Origin of the sequence: Agromyces sp. NPDC058136, from assembly GCF_042884375.1 — a bacterium.
Classification (GTDB): Bacteria; Actinomycetota; Actinomycetes; order Actinomycetales; family Microbacteriaceae; genus Agromyces.
Window position 1 is genome coordinate 1 of record NZ_JBHVUA010000001.1, and the last position, 17,392, is coordinate 17,392.

14 protein-coding genes and 1 pseudogene are annotated in these 17,392 nt (G+C 69.2%); 4 read left to right on the forward strand and 11 right to left on the reverse strand.

All coding sequences use genetic code 11. The features are described from left to right. The 4 genes and pseudogenes from ACFVTX_RS00005 to pgl all read left to right on the forward strand — a co-directional run. Positions 1-273 (forward strand): annotated as a pseudogene (locus ACFVTX_RS00005) (glucose-6-phosphate isomerase); the annotation flags it as partial. A gap of 18 nt (positions 274-291) precedes the next feature. Continuing rightward, complete coding sequence (gene zwf / locus ACFVTX_RS00010; RefSeq protein ID WP_386896965.1) at positions 292-1,833, forward strand: glucose-6-phosphate dehydrogenase; 1,542 nt, start codon at positions 292-294, stop codon at positions 1,831-1,833. Continuing rightward, positions 1,830-2,786 (forward strand): glucose-6-phosphate dehydrogenase assembly protein OpcA, encoded by a 957-nt coding sequence (locus tag ACFVTX_RS00015; protein WP_386896967.1) that lies wholly within the window; start codon positions 1,830-1,832, stop codon positions 2,784-2,786. The genes zwf and ACFVTX_RS00015 overlap by 4 nt, the downstream gene beginning before the upstream one ends. Further along, entirely contained in the window at positions 2,783-3,553 is a 771-nt protein-coding gene (gene pgl, locus ACFVTX_RS00020; RefSeq protein WP_386896969.1) for a 6-phosphogluconolactonase, read from the forward strand. The genes ACFVTX_RS00015 and pgl overlap by 4 nt, the downstream gene beginning before the upstream one ends. A 102-nt stretch (positions 3,554-3,655) precedes the next feature. On the opposite strand, the gene ACFVTX_RS00025 is transcribed toward pgl, so the two are convergent. The 11 genes from ACFVTX_RS00025 to uvrB all read right to left on the reverse strand — a co-directional run bounded on the left by ACFVTX_RS00025 (position 3,656) and on the right by uvrB (position 17,377). Continuing rightward, the gene (locus ACFVTX_RS00025) at positions 3,656-4,018 is read right to left on the reverse strand and encodes an RNA polymerase-binding protein RbpA (RefSeq protein ID WP_386896971.1); all 363 of its coding nucleotides are present in this window, start codon (positions 4,016-4,018) and stop codon (positions 3,656-3,658) included. 12 nt (positions 4,019-4,030) lie between these two features. Continuing rightward, complete coding sequence (gene secG, locus ACFVTX_RS00030) at positions 4,031-4,282, reverse strand: preprotein translocase subunit SecG (RefSeq protein WP_108595410.1); 252 nt, start codon at positions 4,280-4,282, stop codon at positions 4,031-4,033. Positions 4,283-4,399: 117 nt separating this feature from the next. Continuing rightward, the gene (gene tpiA, locus ACFVTX_RS00035; RefSeq protein WP_386896973.1) at positions 4,400-5,188 is read right to left on the reverse strand and encodes a triose-phosphate isomerase; all 789 of its coding nucleotides are present in this window, start codon (positions 5,186-5,188) and stop codon (positions 4,400-4,402) included. Next, positions 5,179-6,393: a phosphoglycerate kinase gene (locus tag ACFVTX_RS00040; RefSeq protein ID WP_386896975.1), complete on the reverse strand. Its 1,215-nt coding sequence runs from the start codon at positions 6,391-6,393 to the stop codon at positions 5,179-5,181. Before ACFVTX_RS00040 ends, tpiA begins: the two co-directional genes overlap by 10 nt. Before the next feature lie 11 nt (positions 6,394-6,404). Further along, positions 6,405-7,409 carry a type I glyceraldehyde-3-phosphate dehydrogenase gene (gap, locus tag ACFVTX_RS00045; protein WP_386896978.1) on the reverse strand — a complete coding sequence of 335 codons (1,005 nt, stop codon included), beginning with the start codon at positions 7,407-7,409 and terminating at the stop codon, positions 6,405-6,407. Positions 7,410-7,502: 93 nt separating this feature from the next. Further along, positions 7,503-8,129, reverse strand: coding sequence for a superoxide dismutase (locus ACFVTX_RS00050; RefSeq protein ID WP_386896980.1), 627 nt, complete (start codon positions 8,127-8,129; stop codon positions 7,503-7,505). A 274-nt stretch (positions 8,130-8,403) separates the two neighbouring features. Next, entirely contained in the window at positions 8,404-9,384 is a 981-nt protein-coding gene (gene whiA / locus ACFVTX_RS00055; protein WP_386896982.1) for a DNA-binding protein WhiA, read from the reverse strand. Positions 9,385-9,417: 33 nt separating this feature from the next. Beyond that, entirely contained in the window at positions 9,418-10,296 is an 879-nt protein-coding gene (rapZ, locus tag ACFVTX_RS00060) for an RNase adapter RapZ (protein ID WP_386896984.1), read from the reverse strand. 32 nt (positions 10,297-10,328) lie between these two features. Continuing rightward, a complete protein-coding gene (gene uvrC, locus ACFVTX_RS00065) occupies positions 10,329-12,296 on the reverse strand; it encodes an excinuclease ABC subunit UvrC (RefSeq protein ID WP_386896986.1) in 1,968 nt (655 codons plus the stop codon). Between the two features lie 4 nt (positions 12,297-12,300). Beyond that, on the reverse strand, positions 12,301-15,192 hold the full coding sequence (gene uvrA, locus ACFVTX_RS00070; protein ID WP_386896988.1) for an excinuclease ABC subunit UvrA: 2,892 nt from the start codon (positions 15,190-15,192) through the stop codon (positions 12,301-12,303). Between the two features lie 118 nt (positions 15,193-15,310). Next, positions 15,311-17,377 carry an excinuclease ABC subunit UvrB gene (uvrB, locus tag ACFVTX_RS00075; protein WP_386896990.1) on the reverse strand — a complete coding sequence of 689 codons (2,067 nt, stop codon included), beginning with the start codon at positions 17,375-17,377 and terminating at the stop codon, positions 15,311-15,313. Between the last annotated feature and the right edge of the window lie 15 nt (positions 17,378-17,392).

A 17,392-nucleotide genomic window follows, 5' to 3' on the forward strand; every position in this document is an offset into this window, starting at 1 on the left:
CGTCCGGTCACCTTCGGCTGGGGCCCGCGGTTCCTCCACTCGACCGGCCAGTTCCACAAGGGCGGCCCCGCGGTCGGCGTGTTCCTCCAGATCACCCAGACGCCCGCGACCGATGTCGCGATCCCCGAGCGCCCGTTCACCTTCGGCGAGCTCATCGCCGCGCAGGCGTCGGGCGACGCGAGCGTCCTCGCCGAGCACGGCCGACCCGTGCTCACCTTGACGCTCACCGATCCGGCCGCGAACATCCCGGCCCTCTTCGACGCCGTCGCCTGACCGACGAAAGGATCCGCATTGACTTCGGCAGAGATCTCGGCGCACCACAACCCGCTCCGCTCCCCGAAGGACTACCGACTCAATCGCATCGCGGGGCCCTCGAGCCTCATCATCTTCGGCGTGACGGGCGACCTGTCGCGCAAGAAGCTGATGCCCGCGGTGTACGACCTCGCGAACCGGGGGCTCCTGCCCCCCGGCTTCGCGCTGGTCGGCTTCGCGCGCCGCGATTGGGAGGACCAGGACTTCGCACAGGTGGTGCACGACTCGGTGAAGCAGTACGCCCGCACGGAATTCCGTGAGGACGTCTGGCAGCAGCTCGCCCGTGGCATCCGATTCGTCACCGGCACCTTCGACGACGACACGGCCTTCGACCGGCTGCGCGACGTCGTGGAGGAACTCGACCGCGAACGCGGAACGATGGGCAACCACGCGTTCTACCTGTCGATCCCGCCGAAGTCGTTCCCGATCGTGACCGAGCAGCTCAAGCGCTCGGGCCTCACCGAGCAACGGGCCGGCCAGTGGCGCCGCGTGGTCATCGAGAAGCCGTTCGGCTCCGACCTCCAGACGGCGCGCGAGCTCAACGACGTCGTCGCGAGCGTCTTCCCGCCCGACTCGGTGTTCCGCATCGACCACTATCTCGGCAAAGAGACGGTGCAGAACATCCTCGCGCTGCGCTTCGCGAACCAGCTCTACGAGCCCATCTGGAACGCCAACTACGTCGACCACGTGCAGATCACGATGGCGGAGGACATCGGCGTCGGCGGCCGAGCCGGCTACTACGACGGCATCGGCGCGGCGCGCGACGTCATCCAGAACCACCTGCTGCAGCTCCTCGCCCTCACGGCGATGGAGGAGCCGATCTCCTTCGACGCCGCCGACCTGCGCGCCGAGAAGGAGAAGATCCTCGCCGCGGTGCGTCTCCCCGACGACCTCGCGACCGGAACGGCGCGCGGCCAGTACGCGGGTGGGTGGCAGGGCGGTGAGAAGGTCATCGGCTTCCTCGACGAGGACGGGATGAACCCCGAGTCGACGACCGAGACCTACGCCGCCATGAAGCTCCTCATCGGCACGCGCCGTTGGGCCGGCGTGCCGTTCTACCTCCGAGCGGGCAAGCGTCTCGGGCGACGCGTCACCGAGATCGCGGTCGTGTTCAAGCGTGCGCCGCAGCAGGTGTTCGCCGACAGCCAGACCTCCGAGCTCGGGCAGAACGCGCTCGTGATCCGGGTGCAGCCCGATGAGGGCGTCACCATCCGCTTCGGCTCGAAGGTGCCGGGCGCGGGCATGCAGGTGCGCGACGTGACGATGGACTTCGGCTACGGTCACGCCTTCACCGAGGCGAGCCCCGAGGCGTACGAGCGGCTCATCCTCGACGTGCTCCTCGGCGACCCGCCGCTCTTCCCCCGTCAGGAGGAGGTCGAGCTCAGCTGGAAGATCCTCGACCCGATCGAGGAGTTCTGGGCCACGCAGGGCCAGCCCGAGCAGTACCGCCCGGGCACCTGGGGGCCGAGCTCCGCCGACGAACTGCTTGCACGCGACGGACGGAGCTGGAGACGCCCATGATCGTCGAACTTCCCGACACCACCACGAGCCAGGTCTCGAAGACCCTGGTGAAGATCCGCGAGGACGGCGGCGTCGTCGCCCTCGGACGTGTGCTCACGCTCGTCATCGCCACGGCGCCGGGCGCCGAGGAGGAAGCGATCGAGGCGGCGAACGACGCCTCGCGCGAGCACCCGATGCGCGTCATCGTCGTCTCGACGGAACCCGGCACCGAGACCGCGGCGGTCGCGCCGCGGCTCGACGCGGAGATCCGCGTGGGCGGCGACGCCGGCGCGAGCGAGGTCATCATCCTGCGCGCGAGCGGCGATGCCGCCCGCGACGAGGAGAGCCTCGTCATGGGCCTCCTCCTCCCCGACGCGCCGGTCGTCACCTGGTGGCCCGGCGCCGCTCCGGCGGTACCCGGTCGCTCACCGCTCGGTCGCATCGCGCAGCGTCGCATCACGGATGCCTCGGCGCAGCCCGACCCGCAGGCCGCCCTGCATGCGCTCGCCGACAGCTACACCCCCGGCGACGCCGACTTCGCATGGACGCGGCTCACCCTGTGGCGGGCCCAGCTCGCCGCGGTACTCGACCAGCCGCCATACGAGCCGATCACGCGGGTGCACGTGAGCGGAGCGATCGACTCGCCGTCGACCACGCTCCTCGGCGCCTGGCTGCGACTGCAGCTCGAGTGCGCGACGAGCGTGGAGCTCACCCCCGTCGAGGACGGCTCGCACGGCATCCACGGGGTGCAGCTCGAACGGCCCAGCGGGCTGATCGAGCTGGTCCGCGACGTCCCGGGCATCGCGACCCTGCGTCAGCCGAACCAGCCGCTCCACGACGTCGCCCTCCCCCGCCGCAGCCTCCGCGACTGCCTCGCGGACGAGCTCCGCCGCCTCGACCCCGACGAGCTGTACGGTGAAGTGATCGCGAAGGGGCTGGCGCTCCTCGACGGAGCCCAGGAGGTCACTGCGTGACGAACGAACGACGGGTGCTCGTGCACCCCGACAAGGCCACCCTCGCGGGGGCGGTCGCCGCCCGCTTCATCACGAAGACGCTCGATCTGCTCGACGCGCAGCCGATCGTGCACATCGTGCTGACCGGCGGCTCGATGGGGTCGGCCGTGCTCGAAGCGGTCGCGGCATCGCCAGCCCGCATGTCGATCGACTGGTCGCGCGTCCACTTCTGGTGGGGCGACGAGCGATGGCTGCCCCGGGGCGATGCCGAGCGCAACGACCGGCAGGCGTTCGACGCCCTGCTCGACGACCTCGACCTCCCGGCCGACAACCTGCACCCGTTCCCGGCCTCCGATTCGGGGCTCACGCTCGACGAGGCCGCGGTCGACTACGCCGCCGAGCTCGCCGACCACGCCGCCGAGGGACTCGCGCACCCGGTGTTCGACATCACCTTCCTCGGCGTCGGCCCCGACGGCCACATCGCCTCCCTGTTCCCGCACCGTTCGGGCATCGAGGTCACCGACCAGACGGTCATCGCAGTGCGCGAGTCGCCGAAGCCGCCGCCCGAGCGACTCAGCCTGACGCGCCCCGTGATCAACAGCTCGCAGCGGGTCTGGATGGTGCTCGCGGGTGCCGACAAGGCCTCTGCGCTCGGCCTCGCCCTCGCGGGCGCGAGCCGCGACGAGGTGCCGGTCGCCGGCATCAAGGGGCGCCGGCGCACGGTCTTCTTCATCGACTCCGACGCGGCGGCCGAGGTGCCCGAGGCACTCATCGCACGCGACTACTGATCGACGCGTCGCCGACGTCTCCCACGAGGTCGCACGACGACGAAAGCGGGGCGGGCCATTCGGCCCGCCCCGCTTTCGTCTGCTCGCGTCCGCGAGCGGTGGTCAGTCTTTCGACGTGCCGCGGCGCTCGCGCAGCTGCGTGAGCGCGTCGTCGAGCAGCTGTGCCGCCTCGTCCTCGGTGCGGCGCTCCTTCACGTACGCGAGGTGCGTCTTGTACGGCTCGAGCTTCGACACCGACGGCGGGTTCTCGCGGTCGCGACCGGCGGGAAGTCCCGTCGAGGGGCTGTCGATGATCTCGGGGATCTCCTCCGCGGGGAGGGTCGCCGAGAAGTAGCGAACGGTCTCGTTGCCCTGCGCGTCCCAGTAGCTGACGGCGACGCGATCGGCGTGGAAGCCGCGATCCTGCTCGCCCATGGGGCCGGCGCCGACCCGTGAACCACGAATGGCGCTGTTACCTGATGCCATGTCGTCTCCTCGTCAGATGCCGGCGTCGAACTTGGTGATCAGCCCGAGCACCACGATGCAGGTGACCCAGACGAGTCCGAGGATCACCGTGATGCGGTTCAGGTTGCGCTCGGCGACACCGGAGGCGCCGAGACTCGAGGTGACGCCGCCGCCGAACATGTCGGACAGACCGCCACCGCGGCCCTTGTGCAGCAGGATGAGCAGCGTCAGCAGGAGGCTCGTGAGACCGAGCAGGACCTGCAGGACGACCTGGAGAATCTCCACGGTGAACCTTTCCGGGCACGACGCAGGGGGTCGATGCCGCTGATCAGACTATCAGCACGGCCGAGATTCGGCGGGCGGACTCGTCGGGGTGGGGCCGTTCGCCCCACCCCGAGCGAATCAGGCGCCGACGTGCTTCTTGAAGCGGACGATGCTCGAGAACTCGTCGATGTCGAGGCTCGCGCCGCCGACGAGCGCGCCGTCGACGTTCGGCTCGCGGAGGAAGGAGGCGATGTTCGCTGCCTTCACCGAGCCGCCGTACAGGATGCGCGTCGACGCGGCGATCTCGTCGCCGGCGATCTCGACGAGCACGGCGCGCAACGCGGCCGCGACCTGCTCGGCCTGGGCCGGCGTCGCCGCCTGCCCCGACCCGATTGCCCAGACCGGCTCGTACGCGACGACGAGCCCCTTCGAGGCGTCGACGCCCTCGAGCGCCGCACGAAGCTGCGCCACGGGCACGGCGCTCGCGCCGTGCTGCTCGAGATCTTCGGCCGTCTCGCCCACGCACAGCACCGGCACGAGACCGTGACGGTGCGCGGCGATCACCTTCGCGTTGACGTCGGCGTCGCTCTCAGCGTGCAGCGTGCGCCGCTCGGAGTGACCGATGATGACGTAGCGGCAGTCGAGCTGCTTGAGGAACGCGCCCGAGATCTCGCCGGTGTAGGCACCCGAGTCGTGCTTCGAGAGGTCCTGCGCGCCGTAGCCGATCGGCAGCGAGTCCGCCGCGACCAGCGTCTGCACACTGCGCAGATCGGTGTACGGCGGGAACACCGCGACCTCCGCGTCGGCGAAGTCGTGCTTCGCGTCGGCGAGCGCCCATGCGAGCTTCTGCACGAACGCGATCGACTGCAGGTGGTCGAGGTTCATCTTCCAGTTTCCCGCGATGAACGGGGTGCGCTTCACTGCCATCCGAGGACCTCCAGTCCGGGGAGCTTCTTTCCTTCGAGGAACTCGAGGCTCGCGCCTCCGCCCGTCGAGATGTGTCCGAATCGTTCGTCGGCGAACCCGAGCTGGCGCACGGCCGCAGCCGAGTCGCCGCCGCCGACGACGCTGAGGCCGTCGACCTCGGTGAGCGCCTCCGCCACCGCCAGGGTGCCGGCGGCGAAGGGGGCGAGTTCGAAAACGCCCATCGGGCCGTTCCAGAACACGGTCTTCGAGTCGCGAACGAGGGCGGCGAAGTTCGCCGCGGTCTCGGGTCCGATGTCGAGGCCGAGTCCGGATGCCCCGAACGGCGTGTCTTCGATGGCGTCGGCCGCGGCGACCACGTGCTCGGCGTCCGCCGAGAAGGCGGCTGAAACGACGACCTCGCTCGGCAGCACCAGTTCGACCCCGCGCTCGGCGGCTTCGGTGAGGTAGCCCTTCACCGTGTCGATCTGGTCGGCCTCGAGCAGGCTCGAAGCGACCTTGTGGCCCTGCGCGGCGAGGAAGGTGAAGAGCATGCCGCCGCCGATGAGCAGGCGGTCGACGCGTGGCAGCAGGTGCGCGATCACACCGAGCTTGTCGGAGACCTTCGACCCGCCGAGCACCACGGTGTAGGGGCGCTCGGGGTTCTCGGTGAGGCGGTCGAGCACGTCGAGCTCGGCGGCGATGAGGAGGCCCGCGGCGCTCGGCCGCAGCTGCTCGAGCTCGTAGACGCTCGCCTGCTTGCGGTGCACGACGCCGAAGCCGTCCGAGACGACCGCGTCGGCGTACGCCGCGAGCTCGCCGGCGAAGGCGGTGCGCTCGGCCTCGTTCTTCGAGGTCTCCCCCGGGTTGAACCGGAGGTTCTCGAGCACGAGCACCTCGCCGTCGGCGAGGGCGGCGGCCTTGGCCGTGGCATCCGCGCCGACGGTGTCGCTCGCGAACGCCACCGGGGCGTCGAGGAGCTCGCCGAGTCGCGCCGCGACCGGGGCGAGGCTGTAGCGCGCGTCGGGCGCCCCCTCGGGGCGGCCGAGGTGCGAGATCACGATCACGCGGGCGCCCTGCCCGAGGAGGGCCTGGATGGTGGGGACCGACGCCCGCACGCGGCCGTCGTCCGTGATGATCCCGTCCCGGAGGGGGACGTTGAGATCACAACGGACGACGACGCGCTTGCCGGCGAGCGGACCCAGGGAATCGATGGTTCGCAGGGTCATTCAGTGCTCTTTCAGAGACGGTCGGCGACGTACTCGGTCAGGTCGACGAGACGGTTGGAGTAGCCCCACTCGTTGTCGTACCAGGCGGACAGCTTCACCTGGTCGCCGATGACGCGGACGAGGCCGGCATCGAAGATCGACGAGTGCGGGTCGGAGACGATGTCGCTCGAGACGATCTCGTCCTCCGTGTACTTGAGGATGCCCTTCAGCGGACCCTCGGCGGCGGCCTTGTAGGCGGCCTTGATCTCGTCGACCGTGACCGGCCGCGACGCGGTGACGGTGAGGTCGGTGATCGAACCGGTGGGCACGGGCACGCGCAGGGCGAAGCCGTCGAGCTTGCCGACGAGCTCGGGCAGGACGAGGCCGATGGCCTTCGCGGCGCCCGTCGACGTCGGCACGATGTTGATCGCGGCGGCGCGCGCGCGACGCAGGTCGCGGTGGGGGCCGTCCTGGAGGTTCTGGTCGGCGGTGTATGCGTGCACCGTCGTCATGAGGCCGCGCTCGATGCCGAAGGCGTCGTTGAAGACCTTCGCGAGCGGCGCGAGGCAGTTCGTCGTGCACGAGGCGTTCGAGATGATGTGGTGCCGCTCGGGCACGTAGCTGTCTTCGTTCACGCCCATGACGAAGGTCGCGTCCTCATCGGTGGCGGGCGCCGAGATGAGCACCTTCTTCGCGCCTGCTTCGAGGTGCTTGCGTGCGTCGGCGGCCTTCGTGAAGAAGCCCGTCGACTCGATGACGATGTCGACGCCGAGCTCGCCCCACGGGAGATTCGCGGGATCCCGCTCCGAGAAGGCCTTGATCGCCTTGCCGTCGACGTAGATGTTCTCGTCGTCGTAGTCGACGGGCACGTCGAGTCGGCCCGTGATCGAGTCGTACTTCAGGAGGTGTGCGAGGGTCTTGTTGTCAGTGAGGTCGTTCACCGCGACGATCTCGAGGTCGGCGCCCTGGGCGAGAGCCGCGCGGAGGTAGTTGCGGCCGATGCGACCGAAGCCGTTGATGCCGATCTTTACAGACACAGATGTCTCCTGGATGACGTGGCGCGAGCGCCGTTGCACGGATGGACTGCTCGGACGACGGTGTCCCCGGACAGGTCCGGGGACACCATCCGTTTACGACAGTAGCAGCAGCCCTGAGGTCTTCTCACCAGCTGCGGTGAAGCGGCGCTGGACGTTCTCCCAGTTCACGATCGTCCAGAACGCCTTCACGTAGTCGGCCCGCACGTTCTTGTAGTCGAGGTAGTACGCGTGCTCCCAGACGTCGAGCATGAGCAGCGGCACGATGCCGGCGGGCAGGTTGCCCTGCTGGTCGAAGAACTGCACGATGATCAGGCGCTGCCCGAGCGAGTCCCAGGCGAGCACCGCCCAGCCCGAGCCCTGCACGCCGAGCGCGGTGGCGGTGAAGTGCGCCTGGAACTTGTCGAACGACCCGAACTGGTCGTCGATCGCCGCGGCGAGGTCGCCGGTCGGCTTGTCCCCGCCCTCGGGCGAGAGGTTGGTCCAGAAGATCGAGTGGTTGACGTGCCCGCCGAGGTTGAAGGCGAGGTCCTTCTCGAGCTTGTTCACGTTCGCGAGGTTGCCCGAGTCGCGCGCCTCGGCCAGCTGGGCGAGCGCGGTGTTCGCACCGGTCACGTAGGCCTGGTGGTGCTTCGAGTGGTGCAGCTCCATGATCGCGCCGCTGATCGCCGGCTCGAGCGCCGAGTAGTCGTAGGCGAGATCGGGGAGGGTGTAGTCAGCCATAGCTTCTCCTTGTCAGGTGCGCCGGGGCACCCGGGCGTCTCCCCGGGTCTCCGCGGCGGCTTTTCGAGTCTATGCCCGCGGGGCGGTGCCGTGCCGGGTCGCGTCGCCCGGTGACAGGGGTCGCGGATGCCACGGGGCAGGAGTACCCTCCCTCCCCCGTCGCCGCCCGCGGTTCGAGCCCCGGGCGCCGCTCAGACCTCGTCGAGGTCGGCGGACTTCGTCCCCGCTCAGACCTCGGCGGGCACTGCAGGGCACAGCCTGGCTTCGTCCCCGCTCAGACCTCGTCGAGGTCGGCAGGCAGGCTGGCCTCCGTGCCCGGCACGCCGAGGTCGGCCGCACGCTTGTCGGCCATCGCCAGCAGGCGCCGGATGCGACCGGCGACCGCGTCCTTCGTCATCGGCGGGTCGGCGTGGTGTCCGAGTTCGTCGAGGCTCGCCTCGCGGTGCGCGAGGCGCAGTTCGCCGGCGTACTTCAGGTGGTCGGGGATGTCGTCGCCGAGGAGTTCCATCGCACGCTCCACCCGGGCGCACGCGGCGACGGCGGCCTGCGCCGAGCGGCGGAGGTTCGCGTCGTCGAAGTTCACGAGCCGGTTCGCGGTCGCCCGCACCTCACGGCGCTGGCGCAGCTCCTCCCAGTTGCGGACGGTGGTGCTCGCGCCCATCGCGGCGAGCATGGCGCTGATCGCCTCGCCGTCGCGGATCACGACGCGGTGGACCCCGCGCACCTCGCGGGCCTTCGCCGAGATGCCGAGGCGGCCGGCCGCGCCGACGAGCGCCATCGCGGTCTCGTTGCCCGGGCAGGTCACCTCGAGCGCCGCCGAACGGCCGGGGTCGGTGAGGCTGCCCTGCGCGAGGAACGCCCCGCGCCAGATCGCCGCGACCTCGTCGCGCGAGCCGGTGGTGAGCTTGTTCGGCAGGCCGCGCACCGGGCGGCGGCGTGCGTCGAGCAGGCCGGTCTGCCGGGCGAGCGTCTCGCCGCCCTCGAGGATGCGGACGAGGTAGTTGTTGGTGCGGCGCACGCCCGTCGGCGACACCACCGAGACGTCGGGGCGAACCCCGTAGATCTCGCCGAGGTCGCGGGTGACCCGCCGGGCGACGTTCTTGGAGTCGAGCTCGGCCTCGATCGCGATGCGGTTCGAGATGATGTGCAGCCCGCCGGCGAATCGCAGCACCGAAGCCAGTTCGGCGATGCGCACGCTCGTCTTCGAGACCTCGACCCGTGCGAGCTCTTCTTTCACCTCAGCGGTCAATGCCACCTGTCATCCAATCTGTGTTGCGGGGACCCGACGTCATTCGCGACCGAGGTCGCGATGCTTGACGCTCACGACGACGCCGGGCATCTTCGCGACCCGCTCGGCCAATTCGCGGACCATTGCGACGGAACGGTGTTTGCCGCCCGTGCAGCCGATCGCGATCGTCGCGTGTCGCTTGTTCTCTCGTTGATAGCCGGCCACCACGGGCTCGAGTGCCCGCGCGTACGCGTCGAGGAACTCTCTCGCTCCGGGCTGGCCGAGCACGAACTCGCTCACCTCGGCGTCCTCGCCGGTGAGGTGCCGCAGCTCGGGGTTCCAGAACGGGTTCGGCAGGAACCGGGCGTCGGCGATGAGGTCGGCATCGGTCGGCGCCCCGTACTTGAAGCCGAAGCTCTGCATCGTCACGCGGAGGCCTGCGTGATCGGCACCCGCGAACGTCTCGGTGACGAGATTCGCGAGCTGGTGGATGTTGAGGTCGGAGGTGTCGACGACGAAGTCGCTCGCCTCGCGGAGGGTCGCGAGGCGCGCCCGTTCGGCACCGATGCCGTCGAGGAGGGTGCCGTTGCCCTGCAGCGGGTGGGGCCGTCTGACCGACTCGAAGCGCCGCACGAGGACGGCGTCGTTCGCGTCGAGGAACACGACGCGGACGTTCACGCCGGCGCGGAGGGCCTGGATGATGTCCTGCAGTTCGGAGAAGAAGTCGCGGCCGCGGATGTCGACGACCGCCGCGATGCGCGGCAGCGAGGTGCCGGCGCGTTCGACGAGTTCGACGAGCGGGCGCAGCATCTGCGGCGGGAGGTTGTCGACGACGTACCAGCCCAGGTCTTCGAGCGCGTTGCCCACGGTCGATCGACCGGCGCCGCTCATCCCCGTGACGATGAGCATCTCCTGCTCTTCGGGCTCCCCCGCGGTCATCCCGGCCCCCTTCTGCGTACCGACTTCCCAGCCTATCTGGGTGCCGGGGCCAGATCGGCGTGAAGCCGGGCGTACACGGTCGCGGCGAGCGTCGGGCCGACCCCCTTGACCTCGGCGATCGCCGCCTCATCGGCCGCCTTCAGACGTGCGACGGAGCCGAAGTGCCGCAGCAGCTCCTTCACCCTGGCGGGGCCGAGCCCCGGGATCTCGGAGAGCACCGAGCCGATGTCGCGCTTGCGTCGCTGCCGCTGATGCGTGATCGCGAAGCGGTGCGCCTCGTCGCGCACCCGCTGGAAGAGGAAGAGGGCGTCGCTGTTGCGCGGAAGGATCACCGGGAAGTCGGACTCGGGCGTCCAGATCTCCTCCAGGCGCTTGGCGATGCCGCACAGGTAGATGCCCTGGACGCCCGACTCGCGCAGCGCCCGCTCGGCCGCGGCGACCTGCGGCTGCCCGCCGTCGACGATGAGCAGGTTCGGGCGGTACGCGAACTTCTTGCGTCGCTCGGCGACCTCGGGCGCGTCGTCGACGGCGGATGCCTCGCCGTCGGCCTCGATCGCGTCGATCGACTCGATCGCCTCGGCGAGCTCGTCTCGAGGCTCGGCGCCGGAGAGGTAGGCCAGACGGCGGGTGAGCACCTGGTGGATCGAGTCGGTGTCGTCCGTCGAGTTCGGGATCGTGAAGCGGCGGTACTCGTCTTTGCGCGGCAGGCCGTCCTCGAAGACGACCATCGAGGCGACGATGTTCGTGCCGCTGAGGTGCGAGACGTCGTAGCACTCGATCCGGAGCGGCGCGTCGGCCATGCCGAGCGCCTCCTGGATGTCTTCGAGCGCACGGGACCTCGTCGTGAAGTCGGCGCTGCGCCGGGTCTTGTAGAGCATGAGCGACTGCTTCGCGTTCTGCGTGGCGGTCTGCAGCAGCGAGGCCTTGTCGCCGCGCTGCGCCACGCGCAGGCGCACCTTCCGCCCGGCGCGTTCGCCGAGCCACGACTCGAGCGCCGAGGCGTCGTCGGGCAGCTCGGGAACGACCACCTCTCCGGGAGGACGGAGGTCGTCGCCGTACGCGTTCTGCACGACCGAGTCGACGAGCTCGCCGAGCGGCACATCGAGCTCTTTGTCGACCGTCCACGAATGGATGCCTCGGACACGACCGCCGCGCACGATGAACAGCTGCACCGCCGCGGAGAGCTCGTCGTGCTCGATGCCGAACACGTCGAGGTCGACCTTGTCGCCGAGCACCATGGCGCTCTTCTCGAAGAACGCCGTCGCGGCGACGAGTCGGTCGCGGTAGCGCGCCGCCGCCTCGTACTCCTGTGCGGCGGCGGCCCGGCGCATCCGCTCGTCGAGCTCGCCGAGGATCCGGCGATCCTGGTTCTGCATGAACGAGACGAATCGATCGACGTTCTCCCGATGCTCGGCGATCGTGACCTTGCCCGAGCACGGGCCGAAGCAGCGCCCGATCTGCCCGGCGAAGCAGGGCTTGCCGGTGGCCATCGCCCGACGATAGTCGCTGTCTTTGCAGGTGCGGATGGGGAACAGCTTCAGCAGGATCTCGAGCGTCTCGTTGATCGCCCACACCTTGGGATACGGCCCGAAGTAGCGGGCACCGCGCAGCTTGCGGTTGCGGGTGACGAAAGCGCGCGGCGCCTCGTCGGCGAGCGTGACGGCGAGATACGGGTACGACTTGTCGTCCTTGAACCTCACGTTGAACGGCGGGTGGAACTCGTTGATCCACGTGATCTCGAGCTGCAGCGCCTCGACCTCGCTGCCGACGACCGTCCACTCGACGGAGGCGGCACTCGTCACCATGCGCCGCGTGCGCTCGTGCAGGCTGCGGAGCGGCGCGAAGTAGTTCGAGAGCCTCGCCCGCAGGTTCTTCGCCTTGCCGACGTAGAGCACCCGCCGCTCGGCGTCGCGGAACCGGTAGACCCCGGGATCGGTCGGGATCTCCCCGGCCTTCGGCCGATAGGGGACGCTCTGCTCGGACGGGTTCGCGCTGCTCATCGCCTCAGCTGGCCACGTCGGCGCGCTCGGCCGCGGCGTCGAAGATCTCGCGGAGGAAGTACCCCGTGTGACTCTCGGGCACCGTGGCGACGTGCTCGGGCGTGCCGGTCGCGACGAGCTGACCGCCGCCCGATCCGCCCTCGGGGCCGAGGTCGATGATCCAGTCGGCCGACTTGATGACGTCGAGCGAATGCTCGATCACGATGACCGAGTTGCCCTTGTCGACGAGCTTGCCGAGCACCTTCAGGAGCTTCTGAACGTCTTCGAAGTGCAGACCCGTGGTCGGCTCGTCGAGCACGTAGACGCTGCGCCCGTTCGACCGGCGCTGCAGTTCGGTCGCGAGCTTCACACGCTGCGCCTCACCGCCCGAGAGGGTGGTCGCGCTCTGACCGAGCTGCACGTAGCCGAGGCCCACGTCGACGAGGGTCTTGAGGTAACGGTGGATCGCGGAGATCGGCTCGAAGAACTCGGCCGCCTCGCTGATCGGCATCTCGAGCACCTCGGCGATGTTCTTGCCCTTGTAGTGCACCTGCAGCGTCTCGCGGTTGTAGCGCTGGCCGCCGCACACCTCGCAGGCGACGTAGACGTCGGGCAGGAAGTTCATCTCGATCTTGATCGTGCCGTCGCCCGAGCATGCCTCGCACCGGCCACCCTTGACGTTGAAGCTGAACCGGCCGGGCAGGTAGCCGCGCGCCTTCGCCTCGTTCGTCTCGGAGAAGAGCGTGCGGATGCGGTCGAACACGCCCGTGTAGGTCGCGGGGTTCGACCGCGGGGTGCGGCCGATCGGCGCCTGGTCGACGTGTACGACCTTGTCGAGGTGCTCGAGCCCGGTCACCCGACGGTGCTTGCCCGGAACCTTGCGGGCGCCGTTCAAGCGGTTGGCGAGCACCCGGTAGAGGATGTCGTTGACGAGCGAGGACTTGCCGGAACCGCTAACGCCGGTGACCGCCGTCAGCACCCCGAGCGGGAACTCGACGTCGACGCCGCGGAGGTTGTTCGCCTCGGCGCCCTGCACCGAGATCATGCGCTCGGGATCGATCGGACGTCGGTGGGCGGGGATCGCGATCTCGCGTCGGCCCGACAGGTAGTCGCCCGTGAGCGAGCGCGTGTTCTTGAGCAGCTCGGCGTAGCTGCCCGAGTGCACGACGGTGCCGCCGTTGATGCCGGCGCCCGGACCGATGTCGACGATCCAGTCGGCCGTGCGGATCGTGTCCTCGTCGTGCTCGACGACGATGAGCGTGTTGCCGAGGTCGCGAAGCGCGACGAGCGTGTCGATGAGGCGCCGGTTGTCTCGCTGGTGCAGACCGATGCTCGGTTCGTCGAGCACGTAGAGCACGCCCGTGAGCCCGGAGCCGATCTGGGTCGCGAGGCGGATGCGCTGCGCCTCGCCGCCCGAGAGCGTGCCCGCCGCGCGGGCGAGGTCGAGGTAGCTGAGGCCGACGCGGATGAGGAAGTCGAGTCGCAGCTTGATCTCGCGCAGCACCTGCGCACCGATCTTCTGCTCGCGCTCGGTGAGTTCGAGGCGGTCCATGAAGGCGCGCGCATCGGTGAGGCTCAGGAGCCCGACGTCGGCGATGCTGTGGTCGTGGATGAGGACCGAGAGCACCTCGGGCTTCAGCCGCTTGCCGTCGCAGACCGGGCAGGGCACCTCGCGCAGGTACTCGGACCAGCGCGCACGCTGCACGTCGGTCTCGGCCTGCAGGTACTGGCGCTCGATGTACGGGACGACGCCCTCGAAGCCCGAGCTGTAGCTCATCTCGCGGCCGTAGCGGTTGCGCCAGCGGACCTTGACCTCGAAGTTGTCGCCGCGGAGCACCGCGTTGCGGGCGTCGTCGGCCAGTTCCTCCCAGGGGGTGTCGAGGGAGAAGTCGAGATCGCGGGCGAGCCCGTCGAGCAGCTTCTCGTAGTAGTTGTAGAGGCTCTTGCCCTGCGAGGTCCACGGGAGGATCACGCCCTCGGTGATGCTCAACGCAGGGTCGCCGAGCAGGAGCGCCTCGTCGACCGACATGCGGGTGCCGAGGCCCGAGCACTCGGGGCAGGCGCCGAACGGCGCGTTGAACGAGAAGGTGCGCGGCTCGATCTCGGTGAGCTGGATGGGGTGCTGGTTCGGGCACGAGAGCTTCTCGGAGAAGGTCGCCCACGCTGCGGGCCCCTCTTCGTCGACGTAGTTGACCTGCACGAGCCCGTCGGTGAGGCGCAGCGCCGTCTCGAGCGAATCGGTGAGCCGGCCGAGCACGTCGGGGCCGGCGACGAGCCGGTCGACGACGACCGAGATGTCGTGCTTGATCTGCTTCTTCAGCTTCGGGGGTTCGTCGAGCCGCACCATCTCGCCGTCGACGACGGCGCGGGAGTAGCCCTGCGCGGCGAGCTCGCGGAAGAGGTCGACGAACTCGCCCTTCTTCTTCGAGACGACCGGGCTCAGGACCTGGAACCGGGTGCCCGCCTCGAGCTCCATCAACTGGTCGGCGATCTGCTGCACGGTCTGGCGCTGGATCTTCTCCCCGCAGACCGGGCAGTGCGGCACGCCGATGCGCGCCCAGAGCAGACGCATGTAGTCGTAGATCTCGGTGATCGTGCCGACCGTCGACCGCGGGTTGCGGTTCGTGGACTTCTGGTCGATCGAGACCGCCGGGCTCAAGCCCTCGATGAAGTCGACGTCAGGACGGTCGACCTGCCCGAGGAACTGCCGGGCGTACGCCGAGAGCGACTCGACGTAGCGGCGCTGCCCCTCGGCGAAGATCGTGTCGAAGGCGAGCGACGACTTGCCCGAACCCGACAGGCCCGTGAACACCACCATCGCGTCGCGAGGAATCTCGACATCGACGTTGTGCAGGTTGTGCACGCGGGCACCGCGGACACTCAGGCGCGAATGGGCATCGAGACGTGAAACTGGCACCCTTCGAGTCTACGAAGCACCACCGACATCGTCGGCCGGCCTGCACGCGCTCTCAGCGAACATATGTTCGATCCTCGCTCTGCGGCCGACTGGACGCGGGCGGCGGCGGCCCCGGGTTTCAGCCCAGGTGCCCCGCCTTCTCCATCTGCCGGAGCTCGCGCTTGAGCTCGGAGACCTCGTCGCGGAGCCGCGCCGCGAGTTCGAACTTCAGCTCCCCGGCGGCCTCGAGCATCTGCTCGTTGAGGTCGCGGATGAGCTCCTCGAGGTCGTTCGCCCCCTCGGCGGCGATCCCCTCACGGCGGAGGTTCGGCACCGGGGACTTCTTGCGGCCGTCGCGGCCGGCGAGGAGCTCGGCGGTGTCGGCCTCTTCGCGGGCGAGCAGCTGGGTGATGTCGGCGATGCGCTTGCGGAGCGGCTGCGGGTCGATGCCGTTGACCCGGTTGTACTCGAGCTGCAGCTCGCGACGCCGTGTCGTCTCGTCGATCGCCTGCTTCATCGAGTCGGTGAGCACGTCGGCGTACATGTGCACCTCGCCCGAGACGTTGCGCGCCGCGCGACCGATCGTCTGGATGAGCGAGGTCGCCGAACGCAGGAACCCCTCTTTGTCGGCGTCGAGGATGGCGACGAGCGAGACCTCGGGGAGGTCGAGGCCCTCGCGCAGCAGGTTAATGCCGACGAGCACGTCGTAGACCCCCGCGCGCAGTTCGGTGAGGAGTTCGACCCGTCGCAGCGTGTCGACGTCGGAGTGGAGATAGCGCACCCGCACACCGGCTTCGGTGAGGAAGTCGGTGAGCTCTTCGGCCATCTTCTTCGTGAGGGTCGTGACGAGCACGCGCTCGTCGCGCTCGGCGCGCGTGCGGATCTCCTCGAGGAGGTCGTCGATCTGGCCCTTCGACGGCTTCACGACGATCTCGGGGTCGACGAGGCCGGTGGGGCGGATGATCTGCTCGACGATGCCGTCGGCGATGCCCATCTCGTAGCGGCCGGGCGTCGCCGAGAGGTACACGGTCTGCCCGACCCGGTCTTTGAACTCGTTCCACTTCAGGGGGCGGTTGTCGAGCGCACTCGGCAGCCGGAACCCGTGCTCGACGAGCGTGCGCTTGCGCGACGAGTCTCCCTCGTACATCGCACCGATCTGCGGGACGGTGACATGCGACTCGTCGATCACGACGAGGAAGTCGTCGGCGAAGTAGTCGAGCAGGCAGTGCGGCGCCTCGCCGGGCGCTCGCGCGTCGATGTGCCGCGAGTAGTTCTCGATTCCCGAGCAGAAGCCGATCTGCTCCATCATCTCGAGGTCGAAGGTCGTGCGCATGCGCAGCCGCTGAGCCTCGAGCAGCTTGCCCTCGCGCTCGAGCTCGGCGAGCCGTTCGTCGAGCTCGGTGCGGATCGTGCCGATCGCGCGCTGCATGACCTCGGTCGAGGCGACGTAGTGCGACCCGGGGAACACCGGCACGGCGTCGAGCTTCTCGATGACCTGGCCGGTGAGCGGGTGCAGGCTGTAGAGCGCCTCGATCTCGTCGCCGAACATCTCGATGCGGATCGCGAGCTCTTCGTAGATCGGGATGATCTCGATGGTGTCGCCGCGCACGCGGAAGTTGCCGCGCGAGAAGTCGACGTCGTTGCGCTGGTACTGCATCGAGACGAACTTGCGGATCAGCCAGTCGCGGTCGACCCGCTGCCCCACCTGCAGCGGCATCATCGCGTTGAGGTACTCCTCGGGCGTGCCGAGGCCGTAGATGCACGACACGGTCGACACGACCACGACGTCGCGCCGGCTGAGGAGCGAGTTCGTCGTGGAGTGCCGCAGCCGCTCGACCTCGGCGTTGATCGAGCTGTCCTTCTCGATGAAGGTGTCGGTCTGCGGGACGTAGGCCTCGGGCTGGTAGTAGTCGTAGTAGGAGACGAAGTACTCGACCGCGTTGTTCGGCAGCAGTTCGCGGAACTCGGTGGCCAGCTGCGCCGCGAGCGTCTTGTTGTGTGCGAGCACGAGGGTCGGCCGCTGCACCTGTTCGATGAGCCACGCGGTCGTCGCCGACTTGCCGGTGCCGGTCGCGCCGAGCAGCACGACGTCGGTCTCGCCGGCGTTGATGCGGCCGGCGAGCTCGGCGATCGCCTGCGGCTGGTCGCCGCTCGGGCGGTACTCGCTGACGACCTCGAACGGACGGACTGAACGCGTGGCCTGCATGGTGCAAGTCTAGGA